Source organism: Pseudomonas gingeri, assembly GCF_013385635.1.
Taxonomy (GTDB): Bacteria; Pseudomonadota; Gammaproteobacteria; order Pseudomonadales; family Pseudomonadaceae; genus Aquipseudomonas; species Aquipseudomonas gingeri_A.
Window position 1 is genome coordinate 154,376 of sequence record NZ_JACAPR010000021.1, and the last position, 21,532, is coordinate 175,907.

Genomic DNA, 21,532 nt, shown 5'->3' on the forward strand with positions numbered 1-21,532 from the left:
GCTCCTACAGGGGGGGCGGGGGCACAACAATCATCGGTGTTGCACCGCCGAACTGTGGGAGCCGGCTTGCCGGCGATGGCGTCCGTTCGGGCAATGCATGGCTTATGGGCCTCATCGCTGGCAAGCCAGGCCCCTAAAGGGGCCGTGTGTGCCTTAACTGATCGGTATTATCCACAGGGGGCTGCCTTTATTCAGTGGGACTTGTGAGAACGATGAGCGCTCCGTGTGGGAACGATCAGGCGTGTGGAACGGCGCAGCCATTGGGTCGTTACCATTCTGCGCGTGGGAACGCTCCGGTCAGTTGGCATAGCCCGCCAGCTTGCCCTGGATAAAATCGAGAAAGCACTGGATGCGCAGCGCCAGTTGCGAGTTGCGGTAGTACACCGCATGGATCGGCTGGCGATAGCCGCTGTTGGCCTCGGGCAGGATCACTTGCAGGCGGCCGGAGCGGATGTCCTGGTGGGTCATGAAGTGCGACAGGCAGGCAATGCCCTGCCCTTCCAGTGCCAGCTGGCGCAGGGTCTCGCCGCTGGAGGCGCTGATGCCCGGCTGGATCTGCCAACGATCACCCTGGGCATGACGCAGCGGCCAGTGGTTGAGGCTCTCGGTCTGGGTGAAACCGAGCAGCGTGTGCGCGGATAATTCACTGACACTGGCCGGCACGCCATGGCGCTCCAGGTAAGCAGGGCTGGCGAGGATATTGAGCGGGCTACTGCCCAGCGAGCGGGCGTGCAAGGTCGAGTCCGCCAGGTTGCCGATACGGATGGCGATATCGGTGCTCTGCTCCAGCAGGTCGATGATCAGGTCATTGCTGTTGAGCTCCAACTGGATATCCGGGTACAGGCTGCGGAACTCGGCGATATACGGCACCACCGCATGCAGCATGAACGGCGACGCGGCGTTGATGCGCAGGCGTCCGGCCGGTGTCTGCTGGCGCAGGGACAGACGCTCTTCCAGCTCGTCCATCTGCTCCAGGATCTGCTTGGCCCGCTCGAAGAAGAACTTGCCTTCCTCGGTCAAGTCCATGCGCCGCGTGGTGCGGTTGATCAGCGTGGTGTCGAGCTTGGCTTCCAGCCGCGACAGGCTGCGACTGACCGCCGACGGCGTCTGGCCGACCTGCTCCGCCGCCGCCGAAATCGAACCGCACTCGATCACGCAGACAAAGATCTGCAACTCATCGGATCTGGCTTTCACCTTGGCCCCTCATCTGGAAACAGGCCTGATAGTAGCCGTATGCGGGGTAAAAGGAACCACTAGCCGCTGATCAACAAGTGCCCGCCGAGCAGCCCCATGCCGATGAAGAACACCCGCTTGAACAACACGGCACTGATCCGCTGGCGCAACCATTGGCCCAGCCACATGCCGAGCAGCGCCGGCACCAGCGCCAGCAGCGAGGCACCGAGCGCGCCCTCGCCCAGGGCGCCGCGCCAGAACAACCCTGCCGCCAGGGCCAGGGTCGAGACCGTGAACGACAGGCCCAGCGCCTGCACCAACTGATCCTTGTTCAATCCCAGGGCTTGCAGGTAAGGCACCGCCGGAATCACGAACACGCCGGTAGCCGAGGTGATCACGCCCGTCACCACGCCGCACAGCGGCCCCAGCCAGCGCTCGGTGCGGCTGCCCACTCGCAGGGTCGGCAGGAACAATCCGCAGCCGGCGTACAACAGCAAGGCCGCGCCCAGCCCTCGCACCGCCCAGCCGCCGCTCTCGACGCCACCGAGCCACAGGGTGCCGGCCGCCGTACCGAGGAAAATCGCCAGCAACAACAGCCACAGGCGCTTGAGCAGCTCCGCCAGGTGCCCGCCTATCGCCAGTTGCCAGACATTGGTCAATGTCGCCGGAATGATCAGCAAGGCCGCAGCCTGCGTCGGAACCATAGCCAGGCCGAGCAAGCCCATGGCGACCGTCGGCAGCCCGAGGCCGATCACCCCCTTGACCGTACCGGCCAGCAGAAAGGTGCCCAGCACCAGCAGGGAAAGGGCCAGGCCCAGTGTTTGGTAGAACTCGATATAAGTATTCATGGGCCCATGCTGAACCCGATCAATCCGTTTGAAAATCTGCGATTACCTGAGCTAGCCTCTGTCATAACAAGAGGCTGAAACCATGCACTTCGACCTGACCGACCTGCGCCTGTATCTGAATATCCTCGATGCCGGCAATATCACCGCCGGCGCGGCCCGCAGCCATTTGTCCCTGGCGGCGGCCAGTGCGCGGATCAGAGCGCTGGAAACTTCCCTCGGCACGCCGTTTTTTCAACGCGGTCGCCGCGGCGTTACACCCACTCCGGCGGGCAAGGCCCTGGCACAACATGCGCGGCTGATCCTGCAACAGAGCGAGCGCCTGCGCCAGGACCTGGCCGACTACGCCAACGGCGTCAAAGGCCAGGTACGCCTGCTGTGCAACACCACCGCGCTCAGCGAATACCTGCCGGAACGCCTCGCCGACTTTCTGCGCGAACACCCGCCCATCGATATCGACCTGCAGGAATTGCCCAGCCTGCGCATCGTCCATGCCATCAGCCAGGGTGCCGCGGAACTGGGCATCGTCTCCGATGCCGTGGACACCCGGGATTTGCAGACCCGACCCTTTCACGACGATCCGCTGGTGCTGGTGATTCCCCGCGACCACCCCCTGGCCGAGATCGACCAGCCGCGCTTCAGCGATGCCTTGCGTCATGAGCAGATCGGCCTCGCTGCCAGCAGCGCGCTGGCGGTGTACCTCGAAGAACAGGCGTTGCACCTGGGCCTGCGCCTGCAACTGCGCATTCGGGTCGACAGCTTCGACGCGGTGTTGCGCATGGTCGCCCGCGGGGCCGGTCCGGGGATCGTGCCCCAGGCCACTCTCGACCGCTGGCCGGCCGATGCGCGACTCCTCAGTCGCCCGCTGCCCGAACCCTGGGCCCGGCGCAAACTACTGTTGTGCGCGCGCTCGTTCGAACACCTGCCGTCTTATGCCCGAACCCTGGTGGATGCGCTGACGCCGCCATGATGTCGTGCGCGCATGGACAGGTGGATGTCGACCCTGGACATTCGCCGGGTCGCCGCGACCGCTAGGGTGCAGGCTTCATTCAGAACCTGCGCCCGGAGCCCAGCATGTCCAATCCACCGATTACCGTTCTGCGCGACACCCACCCGCTGCCAGTGCTCGATGCCTGCAAGTGGGAAAAGCTCGAAGGCGACCCGCACACCGTCAACCTCAACGCCTACACCAGCGAAGACGGCAGCAAGATCATGGGCACCTGGATCTGCACCCCGGGCAAATGGCGGGTCGAATACGTGAAGTGGGAATATTGCGACTTCCAGGAAGGCTACTGCGTGATCACGCCCGATGGCCAGGAGCCGATCCACCTCAAGGCCGGCGACAAGTTCATCATCGAGCCCGGCATGAAAGGCACCTGGGAAGTGGTCGAGACCGTGCGCAAGTACTTCGTCTTCGCCTGAGACCTGCGACGGATAACCGCTACAGATAAAAAAGCCCCCGGCTGCGTTGGCAACCGAGGGCTTTTTCATTCAGCGGCGGATCAGACCTGCGAGCTCGGGTTGGGGTTGGTGCTACTGCTCGCCACGGCGTTGGTCTGGGTCGGCGCCGGGGTGTTGACCGGCGCGGTGGCGTTGGCGGTCGCCGCGGGACGACGACGCAAGGTATTGATCGCGCCTGCCAGCATGTCGGCCCCGGACGCGGCGGCATCGCCAATTCCGTCCATCGCGCTGCTCACACTCTGCTTGGCCCCGGCATAGCCCGAACTGATCTGCTTGCCGGCGGATTCGGCCGTGGACGCCACCTTGGACGGCACGTCCTCCTGCAATACCTTGACCGCATGATCGCTGGCCGGGCCGGCCAGGGTCGAGGTCACGCTGAGGCCGGCAAAGGCCAGGGCCGACATGCCGAGGTTGGTTGCCTGGTCCACCGCGACCTTCGCCACGGGCGAGAAACCGGCCCGGGTCGCGGCTTCCTTGACCAGGCCACGGACCTGGGACGCCACGGCGAAACCACCGCCCAGGGCCAGGCCGTTGTTCGCCAGGCTGGTCATGGTGGCGGCACCGGCGATGGCTTTCAGGCCGTCGGTCATGACATCCAGCGGCAACTTGGCCATGCGCTTGGCGCCATTGATCAGCGGGTCGCGGGTCGGATTGCAGTCCTTCAGCGTCTCGTACTGTTTCTTCCAGTCCTGGCGCCCGAACAGGTACTCGGGACCGGCGCGGTGGGCCCGCGTGTCATGCCCACGCATGATGCTGGCGAAACCGGCACCCGCGGCCATGCCGCCCAGCGCGGACATGCCGGTATCCACCGCCGCCGCGGTCTTCGGCCCCGAAGTCGCGGTCAGGGTGGTATTGAGCACACCGCGCACCGCGTTGCGCAGGGAAAAGGTCTGGGTCGCCACGGCGTTCTGCAGTGTCTGCGTGCCGAGGTTTTCCGAAGCCTTGGCTTTCTGCGCATCCTGCATCACCGGTTCGAGTTCTTCAGCCGGGGCCTTGAGCCAGAAGGTGTCATGGGTCGCTTTCGACAACAGGCCGCCACCGACCACGTCCGCCGCACCGGAGAACGCGCCGGAGAGAAAGCCGCCATAGGCCGGACTGTGGGCCGCATCGGCCGAGATATCCGGCACACGGTCGAGCACCACCGAGGCGACGCCAAACGGAATACCGCCCACCGCGCCCTGGGCCGGCACCGCGACCCGGTCCATGCGCGCGGCCTTGTCCAGCAGGCGCTCGACGTCATCGGCGGTCTGGCCCATGGCGTGCAGCTCGTCGGCGCGGTTATTGATCAGGGTCTTGAGGGCGTCCTCGTTGGCCTCGGTCTTGTGCGGTTCGAAAATGTCGGCCATTTTCTGTTTCAGCCCTTCCAGGGCCTGTGGCGTGCCGGGCTGTACCCGGCCAACATGGGACAACGGCCCCTGCGGCTGCATTTCCACATCGTGCGAGGCATTGGCGAGCCGTTGCGTAGTGGTCAGGTAATGAGCCCCTGAAGTCGAGGATGGAATAGTCATTGGCGTCTTGCCTCGCTGATATCCGAAATTTCCGTTAAATCAATGGGTTGAAGGCAGTTGCAGAATCTTGCACAGCTGTGCGGATCGGTGAAATCGATAAACTCACGGTCTTGCTCCTCTGCTCGATGGCATCAGTCACTGGCGGTTTGCATCAATGCGCCCGGGGAATACCGAACTGGTCCAGGGTCGGATCGACGTTGTGATCGAACTGTTTCTGCGCGTGGTGTTTCTTCACCGCTTCGATGATCGCGGCGATGCCGAAGCCCAGGCTCATGGCCGCATCGATGACCCAGCCCACCGGCCCGGCCGCCGCACCGATGGCGGACGCCGCCGCCATGCCGACCGCTTCACCGGCCACGGCCCCGGCAATCCGCCCGCCGATGGAACCGGCCAGCCGCCCGAGCCCGACCGAGACTTCGCGCCCGGCCAGCTTGCCGGCGGTCTCGATACCATTCTTGGCGGCCGACAACCCGGACTTGGCGTTGTCGTAGCCGTCCTTGAACTGTTGGGCCTTGCTTTTCGGCGACGCGGCATCGGCGCCGGCCCCCGGATCGAGCATGCCTTCGAGCAGTTCGCGGCCCTTCTTCGACTGCTGCAACTGACCGACCGTGGTGTTCATGTAACTGTCCTGCTGCCCGCGGACGAAATGCTCCGGCAGCACGCTGTCATAGGCCGCCTTGCGCGCATCGACGGTCTGCACGGAGGCGCCGACATCGGCCTTCTTCTGCCCCAGCAGTTGCTTGAGGGCGCCGCCCTCGCTGAAGTTGGCTTCATAGGATTGCTTGAGCCGCGCCTGTACCTGCGGCTGCCCGCCGATCACCTGTTGGGCGCTGGGCAGTTTGGTGTCCGGACCGAGCAGGTCCTGTTGCATCTGCAACTGTGCCGACAGGCCACTGATCGCACCGCTGTAGTCGGCCTTGCTGCTGTCGCCGTTGGCCTTGCGATCGGCCGTGCTCATGTCGTTGCGCAGCGCCTGGCCGCTGGTCACCTGTTGCAACTGTCCCTTGACCGCCTTGGCCAGGGCCGGATCGCTGGCCACCAGGGCGCGCTCCTGGCTCGGCACCGCCTGTTTCATGTAGGCCTGGACATCGGGGTCGGCCTGCAACTGGGCGATTTTTTCCGACAAGGCATCTTCGGTCTTGCCGGTCTTGTGCAGGTCGCGACCGGCCACCACGCTTTCCTGGGTCTGTTGCAGCTTGACCATGACCGCGGCTTTCTGCGCGCCGGTGTAGTTCTGCGGCTGCTCGAAAACCTGTTTGTCGAGCTTGCTGATGTCGGTCCCGGCCACGGCGTTCAAGGTCGCCGCATCACTGAGCATGGAGGCGAATTCGCCACCGTTGGTCGGGGCCTGCTTCTTCACCCAGTCACCGATATTCGCCGGGTTGAACAGCTTGTCCGGACCGTGGGTGGCCAGGCCGCGACCGGACAGTCCACCCTGGTCGAGCATATTCAGGAAGCCCGGCTGGGAGAAGGTTTTCGCCGACTGCTTGAGCGCACCGGACAGGCCCGGGTTGCTCTTCTGCAAGGCCTGCAGGCCGTCGGCGCTGGTCAGGTTGTCGACCTTGGTTTCGCCCTCAGTACCAGCGGCATGCTTGGGATCCGCCGCCGCGGTGAGCGGTGCGTTGGCCTTGAGCAACAAGGCCGAGCGGACCATCTGCAACGACTGCGGATCGGCGCCGGGATTGTCTTTCTGGTACTGGGCAAGATCCTTGGCCGCGCCATCGGCGGCGCCCTGCATCTTCTTGGCGAACGCCTTGAGGTCGCCGTCGCTGATCTTGCCGTCGGCCTTGCCACCATGCTTGGCGGTATCGATGGCCGTCTTGAGGGCCGGGTTGTCGTTGATGAACTTCATCGCCTTGGCCCCATCGGGGCCTTTCTCCAGCGCCATGCGCGCGGCGGCGATCGGTCGATTGAGCTCTTTCTCCGCCTGCACGCGCTGGTCCGGCGGCAGGTTCGCGACCATCGGTGCCCAGCGCTCCAGGTCCTTGGGCGAGGAGTATTTCGAATCATCGAGGAAGCTGGCTTCCGCGCTCGGCTTGGCCGCCGGCGCCGAACAATCGTTGCCCGCGGCAGGTGCCGCGGGAGGCGCGGCCTGCACCGGCGTCGCCGGGCAAGCGCCGCTCGTCTGCGGGGTCTGCGTGGCGGGTGCGCTGCTCGCGGGCTTGTCCGGAACCTGGCCCTCGGGCTTCGTATCGCCGCCAAACAGCCGCTTCAACAGCTGGCTGATCATGGCTTTCAGATCATCCGCCGAATCGGTGCCCGGGTGCTGCTGCAGGGCCTGCTGCGCAAACTGCACGCCGAAATCGAATGCCGACTGACTATCGAGCTTGGGCTCCTTCGTCGAAGGAGCTGCCGCCGCCATGTCGCCGCCCAGCATGGGAGAACCGGTACTGGAAAAGGGTGTATTGGAAATGCGCATGAAAGGTCGCCATAGTCAGTCGAACATATCGCTGTGTGGCGCGGTCGGCGCAAGTGGTTCCAATCTGATGGCAAATGCCTCAGAAAACGCTGGGCACGCTGCGCTTGAGTTGCTCGCGAGCCCGCGACAGCCGAGAGCGAACCGTGCCGATCGGCACACCCAGGCTCAGGGCGGTGTCCTGGTAATTGCCGTCCATTTCCAGGCTGACGTGGATCACTTGCTGCATGGTCAGCGGCAAGGTACCGATGGCCCGCACCACCCGAGCCAGTTGCCGATGGCCGTCGATCTGCGCGCCGATATCGACACCATCGGCTATTTCCAGATCCTCGCGGTCTTCCCAGCGTTCCTGGAGCGGCTGCTTGTACTGGCGGCGGAAATGGTTGCGGATCAGGTTCAGGGCGATGCCGCACAACCAGGTCTGCGGCCGGGAATCGAAACGGAATTTATGCTCGTTGCGCAGCGCCTCGAGAAAGGTGCACTGCATGATGTCTTCCACATCGTCGGGGTTCATCACCCGGCGCTTGATGAAAGCCCGCAGCTTTTGCACCTGCTCGGTATTGAGCTGACGGATGCCGGAGGTCTGGGATGAATGGGTAATCGAATCGCTGGCAAGCATAGAGATAAACCATTTCAGGATATGTCCAATGCCTATAGCGATATGTATGCCACCTGATACATAAAAATAACTACATGATTTTTATGAATTTTATTTTTTGTTACCTAAGGTTTCTTTGCAATTAGTTGCACAAACCGCCTGGCGCCGTACAACCTTTCTTGCACAAATCTGCACGGGTCGCCGGCACCGATGGAACCGGATGACGCACCTGACCACTCATGGGTTATCGCCCCTCGAAGTCATGCGCCATGAAGATCGCCGCTCCGACCCTTTCGCCTATCCAGGCACCGGTTATCAACGCTCCGGCCAAGCCGGCGGCGCTGATTGCGCAGAGCACGCCACACCAGGACAGCTCGGCCCAGCAGGTCACCCGCTTCGCCTCGGCCCTGGTGCTGCAGAGCCGCAGCCTGAGCCAGCGCGACCTGATGGCCAGCAGCACCGCCCTGCAATCGAAGGCGGTCAAGCTCGGCGAGCTGTATCAGTTGCTGATGGGCACCCAGGACAAGGGCCTCGACGAGGCCGCCCGGGCGCTGCGGCGACAGTTGAAAAACCAGGCGGCGACCCTCGCGCAAGTTCTTGCATTCAGCGATGGCGACGCGGCCAAGGCCCATGTGACGCTCCAGGCCGCCGCCAAGCAGGCCCAGGACGAAGGCGACGACAACGAACATGTGGTGCTGAGCCAGCAGCTCAAGTTGCTGCGTCGCGAACATGGCAGCCGTGCCCAGGCCGGCATGAACACCGCGCGGGCCTTTGCCCGTTCCACCCTGAACCCGCGACGACGGCAGAACCTGCGCGACCTGTACTACTCCGGCGTGGTCGGCCAGCAGACCATCTCCAGCCTGATCGACACCCTGCTGGGCCTGGACGAAGGCGAACGGCAATTCGAACCGACCCTGCGCGACCTGCGCGGCGCCATCGCCGATGACCTCGCGGCCCTGAGCCCGTCCAGTACCCAACAGCAACTGCGCAACCTCATGCACGGCCTGAACACCGCCCGCCATGTCGCCACGCTGCTGCAGAACAGCGAACACCTGCTGGGGCGCATGCGCGGCAAGAACCCGACCCTGCAACTCAGCGCGCCGTCCTTTCTCAAGCACCTGCTGACCCTCTCGGGCAAAGGCATGAACCTGCAGGAAACCCTGCAACTGACGCAATACATCGGCGGCCCGAAACTCAAGCACCAACTGGCCTTTCTCAATGGCCTGCGGCCGATGCTGCAACAGTTGCCGATCCTGCTCTGGCGTGACCTCAAGGCGCGCCAGAACGCCCTCGGCAACCTGCTGTTGCTGATGGCCGAGCTGACCCGCCAGGAACAGAGCCTGCCCAAGGGAAAAAGCGCCTGATGGATCACCTGATCAACCTCCTCAACCAGGTCGCCCTGGCGGCCATGCGCCGCTCGGAAGTCGTCGGCGCCTTCGTCGTGCTCGCCATCGTCTTCATGATGATCACGCCGTTGCCGACCGGCCTGGTGGATGTACTGATCGCGATCAACATCTGTATTTCCTGCCTGCTGATCATGCTGGCGATGCACCTGCCACGGCCCCTGGCGTTCTCGACCTTTCCCTCGGTGCTGCTGATCACCACGATGTTCCGCCTGGCGCTGTCGATCTCCACCACGCGCCTGATCCTGCTGAACCAGGATGCCGGGCACATCGTCGAAGCCTTCGGCCAGTTCGTCGTCGGCGGCAACCTGGCGGTCGGCATGGTGATCTTCATGATCCTCACGGTGGTCAACTTCCTGGTGATCACCAAGGGTTCCGAGCGGGTCGCCGAAGTCGGCGCGCGCTTCACCCTGGACGCCATGCCCGGCAAGCAGATGTCCATCGACAGCGACCTGCGCGCCAACCTCATCAGCGTCCACGAAGCCCGTCGCCGACGCTCCGAACTGGGCAAGGAAAGCCAGTTGTTCGGGGCCATGGACGGCGCGATGAAATTCGTCAACGGCGACGCCATCGCCAGCCTGATCATCGTCGCGATCAACATGATCGGCGGCATCGCCATCGGCGTGGTCCAGCACGGCATGAGCGCCGGCGACGCGGTGCAGCTGTACACCGTGCTGACCATCGGCGACGGCCTGATCGCACAGATCCCGGCGCTGCTGATTTCGGTGACCTCGGGGATGATCATCACCCGCGTTTCCAACAACGACACGCCGGGCGTGGAGGCCAATATCGGTCGTGAGATCGCCGAGCAGATCACCAGCCAGCCCAAGGCCTGGATCATCGCCTCGGTGGCGATGCTCGGCTTCGCCGCCCTGCCCGGCATGCCCACCGCGGTGTTTGTCGTCATCGCGCTGATCTGCGGCTGCGGCGGCATGCTGCAACTGCAACGGGCCAAGCCCAAGGCCCCGCAGGCCCAGCCGATCTTCGTCGCGCCGGAAAACAACGGCAAGGAAGACCTGCGCACCTTTATCCCCAGCCGCCAGTTCCTGTTGCAGTTCCACCCGCAACAGAACACGGCCCTGATCGAAGAACTGGTCAGCGAAATCCGCCAGCGGCGCAACCGCCTGGTGGTGCAATACGGCCTGACATTGCCGTCCTTCATCATCGAGACCGCCGAGCACCTGGAACCCGACGAGTTTCGTTTTTCGGTCTACGAAGTGCCGTTGCTCAAGGCCACCTTCAACCAGACCCACGTCGCCGTGGACGCCCAGGTGCTCGACGCGACCGAGGTCGAACAGGCCGTGGCCGGCAGCCTCGACCGCCAGGAAAGCCAGTGGGTATGGATGCCGGCCGATGCGCCGCAGTTGCAGGCCGAGCGACTGGAAACCGTCAGCGCCAGCACCCTGATCGTCGAACGCATGGAGCGCGCCTTGCAGGCCTGCGGTCCGCAGTTCATCGGCTTGCAGGAGACCAAGGCGATTCTCGGCTGGCTGGAGTCCGAGCAACCCGAGCTGGCCCAGGAGATGCAGCGGGTCCTGCCGCTGGCGCGGTTCTCCGCCGTGCTGCAACGCCTGGCCTCGGAGTGCGTGCCGCTGCGGGCGATCCGCGTGATCGCCGAAACCCTGATCGAACACGGCCAGCACGAACGGGATATCACCGCCCTCACCGACTACGTGCGCATTGCCTTGAAGTCGCTGATCTACAACCAGTACAGCAGCCCCGCCGGCCTGCTGGTATGGCTGCTGACCCCGGAAAGCGAAGGCATCCTGCGCGACGGCCTGCGCCAGACCCAGACCGAGACCTTCTTTGCCCTGAGCAGCGAAACCAGTCTGTTGCTGGTGCAGCAACTGCGCATCGCCTTTCCCCTGCGCACCAGCGAGCGCGCCGTGCTGCTGGTGGCCCAGGACCTGCGCAGCCCGTTGCGCACGCTGTTGCAGGACGAGTTCCACCACGTGCCGGTGCTGTCGTTCGCCGAAATCAGCAACGCCGCCGAAGTCAAGGTCCTGGGTCGCTTCGACCTGGAAGACGATATGCAACCGCTGGAGGACGAGTATGCGGCCTGATGATGCAGGGAGCCCCGCATGATGTACGAACTGCGGGTACTGAACGGCCTGCACCAGGGTGCCGCGTTGCCCCTGGTGGGCGAGCAGTGGTTGATCGGTGCCGATGCCGATCACGACCTGGCCCTCTACGATCCCGGTGTGGCGGCCCGTCACTGCCGGCTGACACGTAGCGCCGACGGCTGGACCCTGAGCGCCGAAGACAGCCTGATCAACGATGATGAGGGCCACGCCCACAGCATCACCGAACTGGCGCCGAACCAGACCTTCGCCCTGGGCAATGTCTGGCTGTGCCTGGCGCCTGCCGAAGACGCCTGGCCGCTGGTGCCGGTGTCCCATGAGCATGGTCCGCGCTCGGCGACCTTCGACCCACAGGCCGACGACTTCGCCGCGCCCGCACCGCCGGACAAAGCCGGCGCGGGCTGGTTCAGCCGGCGCAATGCCCTGCTGATCGGTGTGCTCCTGAGCCTGCTCGGCGGCGCCTGGGCCTGGAACCGCAGCAGCGTCAGTCAGCCCGCCGCACCTCCGGCGCCGCCCATCGCCAGCCCGGCCAAGGCAGCGAATGTCGAACCGCTGGCGCCGGGCAAGACCCGCCTGGCCAGCCGCGACGACGCCCGGCGCCTGCTCAACACCCTGCTCAGCGATCGCCTGCTGGCCGACGTGCGCATCGAAGACAGCGCCACCGGCCTGACCCTCGAAGGCGGCCTCAAGGGTGACGCCATGTCGGTGTATCAACGCATGCTCCAGCGTTTCCACGAACGTTATGAATCAGCCGTGCCGATCGTCGACAGTGTGGTCCCGGTCAGCAGTGGCCTGCCCTTCGTCATCGTCCAGGTGATCTCCGGGGCCAACGGTCATCTGGTCACCGACGACGGCCATCGTATGTATGTCGGTGACGAATTCAACGGGCTGCGCCTGACCCGCATCGACGACCAGCGCATCGAATTCGAAGGCGACCAGCACTACGAGGTGCGCTGGTGAGTGCCGCTCTCGCCCACTGGACCCGCGAGCAGACCCGCCGCCTGGCGCAACTGTCGGCGGTGCAGGTCAGCGGCCGGGTCTCGGCGGTCAACGGCATCCTGTTGGAGTGCCAGATTCCGGCGGCGAAGATCGGCGATCTGTGCGAAGTGAGCAAGGCCGACGGCAGCAGCATGCTCGCCGAGATCGTCGGTTTCACCACCCGGTGTACCCTGCTCAGCGCCCTGGGCACACCCGATGGCATCCAGGTCGGGGCGCAGATCCGGCCCCTGGGCATGGCCCACCGCATCGGTGTCGACGACAGCCTGCTCGGTTGCGTGCTCGACGGTTTCGGTCGGCCGTTGCTCGGTGATGGCGAAGGCGCGTTCGCCGGGCCCTATGACACCCGCGACACCATGCCGGTGATCGCCGATGCGCTGCCACCGACCCAACGGCCACGGATCACCGCCGCGCTGCCCACCGGCATTCGCGCCATCGACAGCGCGATCCTGCTCGGCGAAGGCCAGCGGGTCGGCTTGTTTGCCGGCGCCGGTTGCGGCAAGACCACCCTGCTCGCGGAAATGGCCCGCAACATGGCCTGCGACGTGATCGTCTTCGGCCTGATCGGCGAGCGTGGCCGCGAACTGCGCGAGTTCCTCGACCATGAACTGGACGACACCCTGCGCCAGCGCTCGGTGCTGGTCTGCGCCACCTCCGACCGCTCGAGCATGGAGCGCGCCCGCGCGGCGTTCACCGCCACCGCCATCGCCGAGGCCTTCCGCCAGCGCGGCCTGAAGGTACTGCTGCTGATCGACTCGCTGACCCGTTTCGCCCGCGCCCAGCGCGAAATCGGCATTGCCGCCGGCGAGCCGCTCGGTCGTGGCGGCCTGCCGCCATCGGTCTATACCCTGCTGCCGCGCCTGGTGGAACGCGCGGGCATGAGCGAGAACGGCTCGATCACTGCGCTCTACACCGTGCTGATCGAACAGGACTCGATGAACGACCCGGTGGCCGACGAGGTCCGCTCGCTGCTCGACGGGCATATCGTGCTATCGCGCAAACTCGCCGAGCGCGGGCACTACCCGGCCATCGACGTGCCCGCCAGCATCAGCCGGATCCTCAGCAACGTCACCGGCCGTGCGCACCAGCAGGCCAACAACCGCCTGCGTCGGCTGATGGCCGCCTATCGCCAGGTGGAGATGCTGCTGCGCCTGGGCGAATACCAGCCCGGCGCCGACCCGGTCACCGATTGCGCGGTGCAACTCAACGACGCCATCAATGATTTCCTGCGCCAGGACCTGCGTGAGCCGGTGCCGCTGGAAACCACGATGGAACTGCTGACCCGCCTGACCTCGCAGTTGCCCGAGTGACCATGGACGAAGAACTCGAAGCCGACCCCAACCACGTCGCCCTGACCCAGGTAATCCAGATCCTCACGCCGTTGCGCCAGCACCGCCAGGCCAGCGCCGAACGCGCACAACGGCGCTTGCAGGAAGAGCTGGAGACGATGCGTCAGCAGTTGCTGCACAGCGAGCAGTCCTGGGTCCAGGAGCGGGATAACCAGCGGGTGCGTCGCCAGCAACTGTCCCAGGCGCACCTGCGGCAGACCCTGGAATTGAACGAGGTCGAGCGCTGGCATGAAAAGGAACGCCGCATGCTCGACCGGCTGGCCTTTATCCAGCAGGACGTCAGCCAGTTGCGCCAGCAGATCGAGCTGCAGCAACAGCGCCTGGAACAGGCCCGAATGGAAGCCAGGGCCCGCCAGCGCGCCGTGGAAAAACTCGCCTGCATGAGCGAGAACCTGAATGAGGAATGAATCCGCGATGACCACTCCGATCAAGCCCACCGCCCCGCACCCGGCATACCGACCGGCACCCGCCGCGCGCGCGCCACAGGCCGAGGACCGCTTGCCGTCGCCCGCTCTCCAGCGCCGCTCCGACGCCGAGCGCTCGCGCCAGACCGGCAACACGTTCGGCGCCGGCCGTGACAGCAGCGAGATGACCGCCGATGGCCTGTTCTTCGAGCAATTGCTGGTGCCGTCTTCTACCGACCAGGGCGAACAATCGGAGCAACACGGCGGTTCCGGCTTCAACCTGTTCTCTACAGCCGAAGTCATCCCCACGCAGTTGATCGACGAACTGGCGATGCAACTGCCGGCCCGCGGCGACCGCCCCTTCAGCGCCACATTGCTGATGCCCAACCTGGGCAAGGTCCAGGTCCGCGCCGGCAAACGGGACAACCAGTGGACCATCGACCTGGGCTTTGAACGCGCCGATGTCCTCAGTCGCCTGCGCAACAACCGGCAGGCCTGCGAGGACGCCTTCAGCCAGGCCCTGGGCCAGGACGTGAGCTTGTCCCTGCACGGAGCCGAGGCAGCATGACGCCCCTGGCATTGCGCCCGGTGTCCCGGGCACTGGCCGACGCCAGCCGCCTGCTCGGTCGTGGCCGCTGGCTGGAGTATCCGCTCCGTGGCGCCATGGCGCGGTTGAGCCTGAGCCCGTTGATCGAGGCCGATCGGCTCGCCTCCGACGATCACGCCTGGACCACCCTCGACAGCGCCCAGGGTCCGTTGCACCTGACCCACGCCGACGCCGTGTTGAGCCTGTTCGGCGAAGTGCCCGTGGTGACCGGCGGCCCGTTGCAGGGTTGGTACTGGCAGTACGTGAACCAGCATCTGAGCCCGCCGCTGGCCGCCTTGCTGGCGCCCCTGGAACCATGGGCGCAGGCGGACAACGACCACGCCGGGCACTTCGCCTGCCGACTCGCGGTGCATGGGGCCGACGAGTCGGTGCATGCCCGCCTGGCTTGCGATGCACAGACCCTGGTCCGCCTGCTAGACGCCCTGCCCTGGCAGGCCATCGAACAACCGTTGCCCGAGGATTGGCCACTGCCCATACCGCTGCTCCTCGGCGAGCTCAGCCTGACCCTGAACGAGCTGCGCTCATTGCGCCCCGGTGATGTGCTGCTGCCGGGCCGGGCGTACTTCGACTGCGCCGGGCACGGCGTGATGCACCTCGCCACGCAGACCTGGCGCGTCGCTACCGGCGTCGCCAACGACACGTTGTTTGTACAGCTCAACCATGAGGAAACCCTGCACGATGGACAATGATGCACTGTACGAGGACGTGCCGGTCGCCCTGGACGGTCACGCCGAAGCCCTGACACCGACACAGGCACAAGAGCAGGAGCAGGAGCCCCTCGCCGGCCTCAGCCTGGACCTCACCGTGCGCAGCGGCAGCATCAGCCTGCCCCTGTATGCCCTGCAACGCCTGGCACCGGGCGTGGTGCTGGAAGTCACCGGCGTGGTCCCCGGCGAAGCGACCCTGTGCCATGGCGAACGCGTGGTGGCCCATGGCGAGTTGGTGGATGTGGAAGGCCGGCTCGGCCTGCAGATCACCCGGATGGTATTCGACCGATGATCCTGGATGGCATGAACCCGATCATGCTCGCGCTGTTCCTCGGCGCGTTGTCCCTGATCCCGCTGTTCCTGATCGTCTGCACCGCGTTCCTGAAGATTTCCATGGTGCTGCTGATCACCCGTAACGCCATCGGCGTGCAGCAGGTGCCGCCGAACATGGCGATGTACGGTATCGCCCTGGCGGCGACGATGTTCGTCATGGCGCCGGTGGCCCACCAGATCCAGCAACGGGTGCATGACAACCCACTGGAAATCGGCACCACGGAGAAACTGCAATTGAGCGCCAATACCGTCATGGAGCCGATCGAACGCTTCATGATCCGCAACACCGATCCCGATGTGCAGGCCCATCTGCTGGAAAACACCCACCGCATGTGGCCCGCCGAAATGGCCGACAAGGCCAGCAGCAGCGACCTGTTGCTGGCAATCCCGGCGTTCGTGCTGTCGGAGCTGCAGGCCGGGTTCCAGATCGGTTTCCTGATCTACATCCCGTTTATCGTCATCGACCTGATCGTCTCCAACCTGCTGCTGGCCCTGGGCATGCAGATGGTCTCGCCGATGACCATCTCGCTGCCCCTCAAGCTGTTGCTGTTCGTGCTGGTGCAAGGCTGGTCGCGCCTGCTCGACAGCCTTTTCTATTCCTATCTGTGAGACCTGCCGTGGAAGCGTTGGCACTGTTCAAGCAAGGCATGTTCCTGGTGGTGATCCTCACCGCGCCGCCCCTCGGCGTGGCGGTGCTGGTGGGGGTGATCACCTCGCTGTTGCAGGCGTTGATGCAGATCCAGGACCAGACGCTGCCGTTCGGTATCAAGCTCGCCGCCGTCGGCCTGACCCTGGCCGCGACCGGGCGTTGGATCGGCGTCGAACTGATCCAGTTCATCAACCTGTCCTTCGACCTGATCGCCCGCACCGGTGGCGCCCATTGATGCCGTTCAACGCCGAGAGCGCCTTCGAGCTGATGCTCGGCATGGGCCTGGCCATGGCGCGGATCCTGCCGTGCCTGATCCTGGTCCCGGCGTTTTGCTTCAAGCACCTCAAGGGGCCGCTGCGTTATGGCGTGACCTGCGCCCTGGCGCTGATTCCCGCGCCGAGCATCGGCCGCGCCCTGGCCCTGGAAAACGACGCCTGGTTCACCATCGCCGGGCTGCTGCTCAAGGAGTCGGTGCTGGGCATCCTCCTGGGCCTGTTGCTGTATGCGCCGTTCTGGATGTTCGCCACCGTCGGTGCCCTGGTCGACAGCCAGCGCGGCGCCCTCAGCGGCGGTCAGCTCAACCCGTCCCTAGGGCCGGATGCCACGCCGCTGGGCGAGTTGTTCCAGGAAGCGCTGATCATGCTGGTGATCCTCAGCGGCGGGCTGTCGCTGATCACCCAGGTGATCTGGGACAGTTATGAAGTCTGGCCGCCCACCGTCTGGTTGCCGGGGCTGAATATCGGCGGGCTGAACGTCTTTCTCGGCCAACTGAACCAGACCCTGCAGCATGCACTGCTGTACGCCGCGCCCTTTATCGGCCTGCTGCTGTTGATCGAAGTGGCCTTCGCCATCATCGGCCTCTACGCCCAGCAACTGAACGTCTCGGTGCTGGCGATGCCGGCCAAGAGCATGGCCGGCCTGGCGTTCCTGCTGATCTACCTGCCGACCCTGCTGGAACTGGGCAACGGTCAACTGCGGCAACTGCTGGATCTCAAGCATCTGCTCGGCTTGCTGGTGCAGGTGCCATGAGCGAAAAAACCGAAAAGGCCACGCCCAAGAAACTGCGCGACGCCCGGGAAAAAGGCCAGGTGGGACAGAGCCAGGACCTGGGCAAGCTGCTGGTGCTGATGGTGGTCAGCGAGGTCGCCCTGGGCATGGCCGACGACAGCGTGGCGCGCCTGGAGCACCTGATGTCGCTGACCCTGCGGCGCATCAACCAGCCGTTCCTCAGCAGCCTCACGGAAATGACCGGCGAAGCCACCTGGCTGCTGATCAGCTTCATCCTGATGAGCGTCGGCCTGGCAATGCTGATGCGCATGGTCGGCAGCTGGGTACAGATCGGTTTCCTGTTCGCGCCCAAGGCGCTGAAGATCGACTTCGGCAAGCTCAATCCGCTCAGCCACCTGAAGCAGATGTTCTCCGGGCAGAACCTGATGAACCTGCTGTTGAGCATCCTCAAGGCGGTGGCCATCGGCACCACCCTCTATGTCTCGATCAAGCCGGTGCTGGGCACCCTGGTGCTGCTCGCCGATTCCGACCTGAACACCTACTGGCATGCCTTGCTGACATTGTTGCGCAGCGTCCTGCGCACCACCCTCGGCTTGCTGCTGGCGATCGGCATGATCGACTTCGCCCTGCAGAAGTACTTCCACGCGAAGAAAATGCGCATGAGCCACGAAGACATCAAGAAGGAATACAAGGAGTCCGAAGGCGATCCGCACGTCAAGGGCCATCGCCGCCAACTGGCCCACGAGCTGCTCAACGAGGAACCGCGCACGCCGCCCAAGCCGGTGGAAGACGCCGACATGTTGCTGGTCAATCCGACCCACTTCGCCGTGGCGCTCTACTACCGCCCCGGCCAGACGCCGCTGCCGCTGATCCATTGCAAGGGCGAGGATGCCGACGCCCTGGCACTGATCGAACGCGCCCGCCGCGCGAAGATTCCGGTGGTGCAGAGCATCTGGCTGGCGCGCACCTTGTACAAGGTCAAGACCGGCAAATACATCCCCCGCCCGACCCTGCTCGACGTGGCCCATATCTACCAGGTGATTCGCCAGCTCGATGAAGTCACCGACGAGATCATTCAGCTCGAAGAACGCTGATCCAGGGCCTTTCGATTCATCAAACTGACATGTTATTGCGCTCAAATGGGCTTCAAAAGCCCTACAGGTAGAGCCCATGCAATCACATGTTCGCCCACCCGCTGCAAAAGGCCCGCAAAACCCCATTCCAGACGCTGCGGCGAACTGGCTCCTGAACGCGGCGAAGCAGCTCGGACTACCGGATCCACAGGCTCGCGACTTCGCCCGCAGCGGTGAGTTGCCCCTGCCGGGATTGACCCTGCAACTGGTGCAATGGCAGCAGCAACCGGTGGCGCAATGGCTGGCACTGGGCTGGTTGCAGCGGCCCCTCGATTGCACGCCGGCGCTGTGGAGCGAACTGCTGTTGCGGGCCAATTGCGCCACCAGTGCCATGAGCGCCTGCGCCGGTGCGCTGGATGATGGCGGCAACGCGGTGCTGGTCACGCGCCTGCAATACCAGCCGTACTCGGACACCTGCTACCTGGCCGCCGAACTCAGTCACTTGCTGGCCGTGGGCGAAAGCCTGATTGCCGGCGCCACGGCCTTGAGTTCGCCGCTTGTCGGCAACGACACCGCCAGTGGCCCGCCACCGGCGGCCAGTCCCGCCGCACAGGCGCAGGCGCAAGCAGCCATGACGCAAACCTGGCATCGCCCGCTGCTGGAACAGACCCTGCACCACCTGGGCATCGCTCCGCCCGCGGCCGCCCCGGAGACCGTCGGTGTGATCCGGCTCAATGGTCGTTCTCTGGAAATCATCGCCGACAGCGACCAGCGCCACTTGCTGGTCAGCAGTCGCATCGATGCCCCGCTGCACGGCAGTGATCAGCGCGAACTGGCCCTGCGCGCCAACCTGCAACTGATGACGCTGACCGGTTGCGCCATCGCCCTCGCGCCGCTGGGTGCCTGCCTGCAGGCCCGTTGGGACAGCCAGGGCCTGGACGCCCAGGCCTTTGTCGACTGGCTGCTGGACTTCGCCGCGTTCGCCGACAGTTTTGCCACGCCTTCCGTCCCCGCAACCACGCTCCCCAGAACCAGCCTAAGGAACCCGACATGGTCTTGAGAACACAGGCACCCACGGTCAACGCCACGCCGCCGACCGCGGCCATCGAACTGGCGGTGCGCACCCCGGGCGAAGTGGAGAATGCCCAGGTTGCCGCCGCGCCACCCGGCTTCACCGCCCGTGCGGCGCAGGCGGCGAGCGGCATGGGCCAGGCGTTTCACCGCCAGTGCCTGGCGCCCGCGTGGAAGGGCATGAGTGCCGCGGGAACAGCGGTGTACCAAGGTGGCGTCAGCGCCGGCAGCAGCATCAAGCACACCGCCGTACAAAGTTGGGCCGACACCGCCGCCAACCTGCCGTCCGGACGCAGTACCCTGGCCGCCGCCGGGCAGACCCTGCAACAGATGGTCACCTGCGGGCTGCCGACCTACGCCCGCGAAGTCGCCTTCATGCACACCTACAGTGCCCTCGCCGAAGGCCTGGCACAGAAGAGTCCGGGTGGTGCGCTGGCCTTGCAGGCGGCGATCTCGCTGGCCACCGTGGCCAGTCATGTCTATGTGCGCCAGCCGCGCCTGGAGCGCCTGGGTAGCGAATCCACCGTTGCCGTGCGCGGGCATTTCGCCCTCAGCGAGCGGCAATGGAACGCCCTCGGCGCCGACCAGCAACAAGCCCGACGCGAGCAGATGCAGCGCGATTCGCGCAATGTCACGCGCAACCAGATTGCCGCCGAAGCGATCTACCTCGGGCTCGGCGCCCTCGGCGCAAGCCGTGGCGACGGCGCCCTGAGCGCAAGGATCCTGGCGACCCAGCTGCGCAACGTGATCTATGCCCTGTCGCGGGAAACCATGCAGGCCAGCCTGAGCATGACCGGCAAGCACGACAACACCAAGACCCATGGCGTCAACGAAGACAACATGGCGCTGCTGGGCTGGGCCTACGGCACCATGACCCTGACCATGGGCTTTATCCAGGACTCCATCAGCCCCAAGACCCTGCCACCGGGCCAGACCCTGTCGAGCCCGGCCCTGACCGGCGCCGACCACCAGCCGCTGCACGGCGACGCCCTGGCCCGCTCGATCCAGACCCTGGCGGGCACCCGCGCGGCCTTCAACACCGTCACGGCGATTATCGACGGCCACCTGCAAAAACACTTCGACACTCGGCAGGCGGGCACCAGCCAGAAGTTCGAAGCGAGCCTGCCGCTCAAGGACTATGGGCGCCTGTTCGATCAGTCGCCGGCACGGGTGGCCTGGACCTCGCTGGCCAGCGCCATCAACATGGCCATGGGTGAATTGACGCGGGGTGGGACGACACCGGCGCTGTCGAGCTTCCTCGGCAACAGCGGCACCGCCCTGGCCATGGGCCTGGCCTATCGCACCATGAACCAGACATTCCAGGCCCATGGCAGTGTGCGCAAGGCCATCGACGCCCCGCCAGCGGCCACCGTAGCGGTGGAACCGGTGCAAGCGCGGATAGAGGCTCAGGCAGGGTTGGTCAATCGGCGGGGCAACGCACAAGCCGCCCGCGCCGCCCTGGCGGACGACGCGGTGTAGACCGCGTCAGCGCGGAGGATCGTTGAGGTGTTCAAGTCCCGCCAGCATCAGCTGATGCTGGCGGATCTGATCGAGTGACGGGCTCCCCTCGCCACTGTCCGGCACCGCGTGCCAGACAACAAAGTTGCGCTGGGGATCGAGGAACAGGAAATAGTTGGGGAACCGATGGGATTGGGTGAAACGCCGCTCGAGGGTTTCACGCAGTTGTTGGGGTTTCAGCGCACGCTTCTCGATATGCAACGCAATGCCCCAGTCGTGATGCTCACGTCGACTGAGGAAGGACACCCCGCTGACCAGAGGCCAGATCGCATCCTGCTCTGCTGCTACCCGCTCGTAAAACGCCGCCTTACCGGAAACGCGAATCATGACGC

The 21,532-nt window shown here is 65.1% G+C and carries 22 protein-coding genes; 16 read left to right on the top strand and 6 right to left on the bottom strand.

All coding sequences use genetic code 11. The features are described from left to right. Positions 1-297: 297 nt before the first annotated feature. Entirely contained in the window at positions 298-1,194 is an 897-nt protein-coding gene (locus tag HX851_RS25030) for a LysR substrate-binding domain-containing protein (protein ID WP_177059366.1), read from the bottom strand. Between the two features lie 59 nt (positions 1,195-1,253). Further along, the gene (locus HX851_RS25035) at positions 1,254-2,021 is read right to left on the bottom strand and encodes a sulfite exporter TauE/SafE family protein (protein ID WP_177065467.1); all 768 of its coding nucleotides are present in this window, start codon (positions 2,019-2,021) and stop codon (positions 1,254-1,256) included. Between the two features lie 82 nt (positions 2,022-2,103). Here HX851_RS25035 and HX851_RS25040 point away from each other — a divergent pair, with 82 nt between their 5' ends. Both HX851_RS25040 and HX851_RS25045 read left to right on the top strand, forming a co-directional pair. Further along, positions 2,104-2,988, top strand: coding sequence for a LysR family transcriptional regulator (locus HX851_RS25040; RefSeq protein WP_177059370.1), 885 nt, complete (start codon positions 2,104-2,106; stop codon positions 2,986-2,988). Between the two features lie 104 nt (positions 2,989-3,092). After that, positions 3,093-3,440 carry a cupin domain-containing protein gene (locus HX851_RS25045; protein ID WP_017126724.1) on the top strand — a complete coding sequence of 116 codons (348 nt, stop codon included), beginning with the start codon at positions 3,093-3,095 and terminating at the stop codon, positions 3,438-3,440. Positions 3,441-3,520: 80 nt separating this feature from the next. Here HX851_RS25045 and HX851_RS25050 read toward each other — a convergent pair whose 3' ends face one another. From HX851_RS25050 to HX851_RS25060, 3 genes are all read right to left on the bottom strand, one after another. Next, on the bottom strand, positions 3,521-4,987 hold the full coding sequence (locus HX851_RS25050) for a hypothetical protein (protein ID WP_177065469.1): 1,467 nt from the start codon (positions 4,985-4,987) through the stop codon (positions 3,521-3,523). Between the two features lie 151 nt (positions 4,988-5,138). Further along, positions 5,139-7,406, bottom strand: coding sequence for a type III effector HrpK domain-containing protein (locus HX851_RS25055; protein WP_177059374.1), 2,268 nt, complete (start codon positions 7,404-7,406; stop codon positions 5,139-5,141). Positions 7,407-7,485: 79 nt separating this feature from the next. Beyond that, the gene (locus HX851_RS25060; RefSeq protein ID WP_177059376.1) at positions 7,486-8,022 is read right to left on the bottom strand and encodes an RNA polymerase sigma factor; all 537 of its coding nucleotides are present in this window, start codon (positions 8,020-8,022) and stop codon (positions 7,486-7,488) included. Between the two features lie 248 nt (positions 8,023-8,270). Here HX851_RS25060 and sctW point away from each other — a divergent pair, with 248 nt between their 5' ends. The 14 genes from sctW (at position 8,271) to HX851_RS25130 (ending at position 21,161) form a co-directional block, all read left to right on the top strand. Then, positions 8,271-9,365 carry a type III secretion system gatekeeper subunit SctW gene (gene sctW / locus HX851_RS25065; protein WP_177059385.1) on the top strand — a complete coding sequence of 365 codons (1,095 nt, stop codon included), beginning with the start codon at positions 8,271-8,273 and terminating at the stop codon, positions 9,363-9,365. Further along, a complete protein-coding gene (gene sctV, locus HX851_RS25070; protein WP_177059387.1) occupies positions 9,365-11,467 on the top strand; it encodes a type III secretion system export apparatus subunit SctV in 2,103 nt (700 codons plus the stop codon). The genes sctW and sctV overlap by 1 nt, the downstream gene beginning before the upstream one ends. An 18-nt stretch (positions 11,468-11,485) precedes the next feature. Then, entirely contained in the window at positions 11,486-12,445 is a 960-nt protein-coding gene (locus HX851_RS25075) for an FHA domain-containing protein (RefSeq protein ID WP_177065471.1), read from the top strand. Continuing rightward, the gene (locus HX851_RS25080) at positions 12,442-13,791 is read left to right on the top strand and encodes a FliI/YscN family ATPase (protein WP_177059389.1); all 1,350 of its coding nucleotides are present in this window, start codon (positions 12,442-12,444) and stop codon (positions 13,789-13,791) included. Before HX851_RS25075 ends, HX851_RS25080 begins: the two co-directional genes overlap by 4 nt. 2 nt (positions 13,792-13,793) lie before the next feature. Then, positions 13,794-14,237: a type III secretion protein gene (locus HX851_RS25085; RefSeq protein ID WP_177065473.1), complete on the top strand. Its 444-nt coding sequence runs from the start codon at positions 13,794-13,796 to the stop codon at positions 14,235-14,237. A gap of 7 nt (positions 14,238-14,244) precedes the next feature. Beyond that, positions 14,245-14,802, top strand: coding sequence for a type III secretion system HrpP C-terminal domain-containing protein (locus tag HX851_RS25090; protein WP_256262462.1), 558 nt, complete (start codon positions 14,245-14,247; stop codon positions 14,800-14,802). Then, on the top strand, positions 14,799-15,530 hold the full coding sequence (locus HX851_RS25095; RefSeq protein ID WP_177059393.1) for a type III secretion system protein: 732 nt from the start codon (positions 14,799-14,801) through the stop codon (positions 15,528-15,530). The genes HX851_RS25090 and HX851_RS25095 overlap by 4 nt, the downstream gene beginning before the upstream one ends. Then, positions 15,520-15,840, top strand: a complete 321-nt coding sequence (locus tag HX851_RS25100) for a FliM/FliN family flagellar motor switch protein (protein WP_177059401.1) — start codon at positions 15,520-15,522, stop codon at positions 15,838-15,840. The genes HX851_RS25095 and HX851_RS25100 overlap by 11 nt, the downstream gene beginning before the upstream one ends. Continuing rightward, positions 15,837-16,490: a type III secretion system export apparatus subunit SctR gene (gene sctR / locus HX851_RS25105; RefSeq protein ID WP_177059403.1), complete on the top strand. Its 654-nt coding sequence runs from the start codon at positions 15,837-15,839 to the stop codon at positions 16,488-16,490. The genes HX851_RS25100 and sctR overlap by 4 nt, the downstream gene beginning before the upstream one ends. Positions 16,491-16,498: 8 nt before the next feature. Further along, on the top strand, positions 16,499-16,765 hold the full coding sequence (sctS, locus tag HX851_RS25110) for a type III secretion system export apparatus subunit SctS (RefSeq protein WP_017126713.1): 267 nt from the start codon (positions 16,499-16,501) through the stop codon (positions 16,763-16,765). Beyond that, complete coding sequence (sctT, locus tag HX851_RS25115) at positions 16,765-17,559, top strand: type III secretion system export apparatus subunit SctT (protein ID WP_177065475.1); 795 nt, start codon at positions 16,765-16,767, stop codon at positions 17,557-17,559. The genes sctS and sctT overlap by 1 nt, the downstream gene beginning before the upstream one ends. Beyond that, entirely contained in the window at positions 17,556-18,632 is a 1,077-nt protein-coding gene (gene sctU / locus HX851_RS25120) for a type III secretion system export apparatus subunit SctU (protein ID WP_177059407.1), read from the top strand. Before sctT ends, sctU begins: the two co-directional genes overlap by 4 nt. 76 nt (positions 18,633-18,708) lie before the next feature. Beyond that, positions 18,709-19,671, top strand: coding sequence for a type III secretion system chaperone (locus HX851_RS25125; RefSeq protein ID WP_177065477.1), 963 nt, complete (start codon positions 18,709-18,711; stop codon positions 19,669-19,671). Continuing rightward, positions 19,662-21,161, top strand: coding sequence for a hypothetical protein (locus HX851_RS25130; protein ID WP_177065479.1), 1,500 nt, complete (start codon positions 19,662-19,664; stop codon positions 21,159-21,161). The genes HX851_RS25125 and HX851_RS25130 overlap by 10 nt, the downstream gene beginning before the upstream one ends. A 6-nt stretch (positions 21,162-21,167) precedes the next feature. On the opposite strand, the gene HX851_RS25135 is transcribed toward HX851_RS25130, so the two are convergent. After that, complete coding sequence (locus HX851_RS25135; protein WP_177059413.1) at positions 21,168-21,527, bottom strand: type III secretion protein HrpV; 360 nt, start codon at positions 21,525-21,527, stop codon at positions 21,168-21,170. Between the last annotated feature and the right edge of the window lie 5 nt (positions 21,528-21,532).